We start from the raw sequence: 5,019 nt of genomic DNA, 5'->3' as shown, positions 1-5,019 counted from the left end.
TACTACCGATTATTATGCCAAAGAATTAAAGTACCAGGAAAAGATTGACGAAGGCAACCGGGTGAGTGCTTTGTCAGAAGAGGTACGCTGTCAAATAAAGGATAAAGAGATATTGATTTATTTTCCTAAAGATTTTTCAGGAAAAAAAATAACTGGTACTGCAAATCTTTATTGCCCTTCTGATGAACAAAAAGATATAGTACAAAATTTTTTACTGCTGGATGAGGCGTTGATAATACCAACTGTTAACAAAGGGCAGTTTGAATTACATATCAACTGGCAGGTGAATGGCATTACTTATTATTTTGAAAAGAAAATATTTATTTAATAAAAATTATGGTACAATTAATACTTGCTGCATTTACAATGGGGTTGCTGGGCAGCTTTCACTGCGTGGGTATGTGTGGGCCTTTAGCATTATCGTTGCCTTTAAACAGTGATAGTTTCTGGAGTAAAATTTCAGGTTCTTTATTATACAATGCAGGCCGCATTGTTACCTATTCGGTATTCGGTTTGGTGTTTGGTGCCATTGGTAAAAGCGTTGCTTTATTTGGTTACCAGCAGTGGTTGTCCATAGTTTTAGGTGTTCTGATAATATTTTTTATTATCCTGCCCAAACGCATTACTGTATTTAAAAAAAATAATATTGTACTTCATTTTCTGGAAAAATTACGGGCTTCATTAGGGCAACTTTTTTTTAAAAAGAATTACGCTTCTTTATTTTCAATAGGGTTACTAAATGGGTTACTGCCCTGTGGTTTAGTGTATATGGCTGCTGCCGGCGCTGTAGCCACAGGAGATATAATGAACAGTATTCTGTTTATGGCTTTTTTTGGATTAGGCACGTTGCCTATGATGTGGAGTATAGCTTTTTTTGGTAATTATGTAAGCGTTAGTATAAGGCAAAAAATACGCAAGGCCTATCCTTATTTGATGATGGTGATGGCTTGCTTACTTATTTTAAGAGGCATGGGTTTGGGTATCCCTTATATGAGCCCTAAAGTGGGTGTTGAAACAAAAACCGCACAGCGTTGTTGTACAATACCTGATTAAATTCAGCCACTGGTATGACGGTTGTTTGAAAAAAGCGGGATAAGTGAAAGTATATTTATAGAAGTAGAATTATAATAAAGCGAACACAAACCATTTATAGTTAGTTAAATGACCAATAGTTATATATCCAAGTTAGATCAGTATCGCTTCGAATATCTTACGTGGGAGCGGATGCTTGATTTTTTTAAACAGGAGAATGCGTTTTTAAAAACCCGTTTGTCACAGGTATTAGATCGTAAAATTGATAGCGAATTTCTTGCCCTGGCAGAGCAGTTTCAAAACCAGTTTATAATAAAAGACGATTTTATCGATGAATTAAAACACGATATTAATGAAATGGAAAGAGCAGTAAAAGAAAGTACTGTAGCAATGAAAATTGTACCTGATATAAAGGTAGAGAACAAACATAATAAACTACGCAACGAAATGGAGTATTTAGAAAAAAACTTTGCCCAGTTAAAAAATGAATTCAATAAATACCTGGTTTCCGTATTATAACAAAGCTTTTAATTTAACAGGGCAACTAATTTTTTCTCATTCACAATAGAGATGTTGCCGTCTTTTATTTCTATTAATTTTTCACCTTTAAAATCGCTGAGTGTACGTATTAACGATTCTGTAGCTGTACCGGCAATATTGGCCAAATCTTCCCGGGATATATGAATTGAAAAAACAACGTCTTCTTCTTTTTTGTATTTTTTCTGTAATGTAATCAGCGCATCAGCTACTCTTTTTCTTAAAGAATTATAAGCAATACCTAATAACTGTTCTTCCTTTTCAGAGACATTTTTTGCCAGTAGCTGTATAAATTTTTTCTGTACCCCCGCATTGGAATGCATCAGTTTTTCAAAATCTTCTTTTGATATTACAGTAATTTCGGCATCTTCAATGGCTTCTGCATTTTCTTTATAAGCCGATTCCTCTAACAGCGCAGTATAGCCCAAAAAATCACCTTCATTAAAAAGCCCTACTGTTAATTCTTTTCCATCATCATTAGTTTTAAAAGTTTTTACTTTACCCTTTTCAATATAAAATAAACGTACAGGATGGTTCCCTTCTGTATAAATAAGTTGTTTCTTTTTATAATGGTTTACGTTGCCACTTTCGGTAAGGTGCTGAAGGGCATTTTTTCCGCCGAATTCATTAAGCATTTGCTGTATACCGTCTGTATTGGGTTGGTATTCTTTTTTTAATAATTCAGCTTTACGAAGACGGTTTTCAACCGCATTCAACAATTCTATATCGCTAAAAGGTTTTGTTATATAATCATCTGCACCCATTTCCATTCCTTTTCTAAAATCGCTGCGTTCGGCTTTTGCAGTTAAAAAAATAAAAGGTATGCCTGTTAGTTCCGGGTTTTTATTAATCAGGTGCAAAACACCATAGCCATCCAGCACCGGCATCATTACATCGCAAATAATCAGGTCAATTTTTTTTTGAAGGGCAATCTCAATACCTTTTTTTCCATTTTCGGCAGTAACAACAGTGTAACCTGCCAACTGCAATATCTCTGCTGTATTTTCTCTCAGTTCATCATTATCTTCAATAAGCAGTAAGTGCTTCATAAAAAAATTGTTGGGTTAATAAAAATTATAGTAAAGTAAATTTAATAATAAATTCTGTTCCTTTTTCCAATTCACTGTTATAAGAAATCTGTCCATCCATCAATTCAATATATTTACTTACAATGTGAAGCCCTAAACCGGTGCCTTGTATATTAGCAGCATTGGTGCCCCTGAAAAAACGTTCAAACAAATGCTCCTGGTCTTCTTTAGAAATTCCTAAACCACTGTCTTTTACTGAAATTATAACTTCTTTATTATTAGCAGCGCCTGCTATTATAATGGCGCCATTTTCCGGAGTAAATTTTATTGCGTTAGACAGCAGGTTAAGAATTACGTTTCTTAATAAGGAAGGATCCAGGTAAACCACTTCGTTGCCTTGATGTGTGTATTTGATCCGCTGCCCGGATTTTACCAAATTCTGCATTTCTGCACAAACAGTTTCCAGTAATTCTCTAATATTAAAATGCGAATAGTGTGCGGTAATTTTTCCATCTTCAATTTTACCTATAGATAAAAATTCATTGAGTAAATCTGTAAGATTGCTCACAGAAGTTTTTATGCGGTTAATATGTTTATCCCTGTTTTCCTGCTGGGTAGTTTCGGTATATTTTGCTACTAAAGATGCAGAGGAAAGTATAGTGCTTAATGGGGTCCTGAATTCATGGGAAGCCATTGAAACAAACCGGCTTTTTAAATCGCTCAATTCTTTTTCTTTACTTAATGCTTTGGTAAGTTCTTCTTTTGAATTTTGCAGCTGTAATAAAGTTTCCTGTAACTGCTCTGTGCGTAATTCTACTTTTTGTTCAAGATCATTATTCAATTCTTCTATCTTTAAATTAATATCTGCCAGCTGCTCTTTTTGCTGAATAACAGCATTTTCAATTTCTTTGCGCTTTGTAATATCACTAATAAATGCGATGGCAAAATTTCCATCATCGGCAGTGTAATGGCTTAAACTTATTTCTACAGGGATTTCCGTACCGTCTTTTTTTACTCCAAACAAATCTTTACCAATACCCATTGGCCTTCGTTCAGGTTTTTTACTGTAATGAGCAAGGTGCTGTACATGTTTGTGATGATACCGTTGTGGGATCAGCGTCTCAACATTTTTACCAATCAGCTCTTCCGGCGTTTCATATCCAAACTGCAGCAGTAAAAAATTATTGGCAAGCATAATTTCACCTTTAGCATTAATAACTAATATACCCATAGAAGCATATTGAAACAACGCTTCGAATTTTTCTTTTTCTTTTAAAAGATTATGTGCTGAGGTAGATATTAATTTGTTGTATTTTTCCACTTTTTATTTTTATGCATGCCGGTATGTACCACTAATAAAAATTAAATCAAAAATATTTGAGCGAAATAAGTATAGAACCCTTTGCCACCAAAATAATTTGGTAATGCTAAAATTACAACAATACAAACAGATAAGAGAAGATAAAAAATAGAAAGAATAATTTTACAATCCGCCATAATAATCATAACCTCTTTCGTACCAGTAATCGGGTGGTCTTTGGTTACTGAAAAAGATAGTGCCGATGCGTTTAAGATGTTTTACACCATACTTAACAGGGATGATAAGCCGTAATGGATAGCCCTGGTTCACAGGCAGTGGTTTGCCATTCATTTCGTAACAAAGTATTGTTTGAGGATGTAAAATACTTTTGCTGTCGATGCCTACATAATATTTTTTGTCAGGTGTGTTCATACCAACATAGCCAAGGTGTGTTTGATTGTTAAGATTATACCTTGCCGCAAAATCGCTGAATTTTACACCAGCCCAGTGCGTAACCTGGCTCCAGCCTTCAATGCATTTAAAATCAAAAATAATTTCAGTTTTAGGTAAAGCTTTTATTTCATCTAAAGAAATTAAAATGGTATCGCCTGTGTGGCGTACTAACTGCAATTTCCATTTAGTGGCATCAAAATCTGCATTCATGCCTTCATCACCATTCTTTCTTACTTTAACAACCGCTGCCGAAAGAGGATAAGTTTTTGTTAAATGGTTATCGCTAAAAACAGAAGAAAATATTTTTTCATTGCTATTTAAAACAGTTCGTAATGGTTTGGGTGTACCATTATCTACAGGTTGTTTATAAATCCATTTCCATAAAGCAATGCAGGAGGCAATAAACAAAAAGAAAAATAAAAAAGAGATCAGTGTTTTATTTCTGATTGCCTTTTGTGAAAGTATTTGTTCTTTATTAGCAGCCACGACTTTAATTTAATGAAGGTGAAATTTCTTTAGTAGTGTCTTTAAGAGTTTCTCCGTAATTTATCCCGATTTTTTCGGGAAGGGGTGAAGGTGGCTTCTTAGTTTCAAACCCTCTTACCATTCCTGCAAAATTATTCCATCCTGCAAGTATCACCTGTATAATATGTACTAAAAAGAAAAGGC

General features: G+C 34.3%; 6 protein-coding genes. 3 read left to right on the top strand and 3 right to left on the bottom strand.

What is annotated here, in order from left to right; genetic code table 11:
- The 3 genes from ACY65O_RS11180 to ACY65O_RS11170 form a co-directional block, all read left to right on the top strand.
- A partial coding sequence (locus ACY65O_RS11180) for a FixH family protein (protein ID WP_462220942.1) occupies positions 1-328 on the top strand: 328 nt, incomplete at its 5' end.
- 8 nt (positions 329-336) lie between these two features.
- Positions 337-1,053, top strand: coding sequence for a sulfite exporter TauE/SafE family protein (locus tag ACY65O_RS11175; RefSeq protein ID WP_462220941.1), 717 nt, complete (start codon positions 337-339; stop codon positions 1,051-1,053).
- 108 nt (positions 1,054-1,161) lie between these two features.
- A complete protein-coding gene (locus ACY65O_RS11170) occupies positions 1,162-1,551 on the top strand; it encodes a hypothetical protein (protein WP_462220940.1) in 390 nt (129 codons plus the stop codon).
- 8 nt (positions 1,552-1,559) lie between these two features.
- On the opposite strand, the gene ACY65O_RS11165 is transcribed toward ACY65O_RS11170, so the two are convergent.
- From ACY65O_RS11165 to ACY65O_RS11155, 3 genes are all read right to left on the bottom strand, one after another.
- Positions 1,560-2,618 carry a response regulator gene (locus tag ACY65O_RS11165; RefSeq protein WP_462220939.1) on the bottom strand — a complete coding sequence of 353 codons (1,059 nt, stop codon included), beginning with the start codon at positions 2,616-2,618 and terminating at the stop codon, positions 1,560-1,562.
- A gap of 25 nt (positions 2,619-2,643) precedes the next feature.
- Positions 2,644-3,918: a PAS domain-containing sensor histidine kinase gene (locus ACY65O_RS11160; RefSeq protein ID WP_462220938.1), complete on the bottom strand. Its 1,275-nt coding sequence runs from the start codon at positions 3,916-3,918 to the stop codon at positions 2,644-2,646.
- A 162-nt stretch (positions 3,919-4,080) separates the two neighbouring features.
- Positions 4,081-4,836, bottom strand: coding sequence for a molybdopterin-dependent oxidoreductase (locus ACY65O_RS11155; RefSeq protein ID WP_462220937.1), 756 nt, complete (start codon positions 4,834-4,836; stop codon positions 4,081-4,083).
- Positions 4,837-5,019 lie beyond the last annotated feature (183 nt).

It is taken from the genome of Ferruginibacter sp., from assembly GCF_031430955.1.
GTDB lineage: Bacteria > Bacteroidota > Bacteroidia > Chitinophagales > Chitinophagaceae > Ferruginibacter.
Note: the sequence above shows the minus strand (reverse complement) of the source record. Positions and strands in the feature narration are given on the sequence as shown.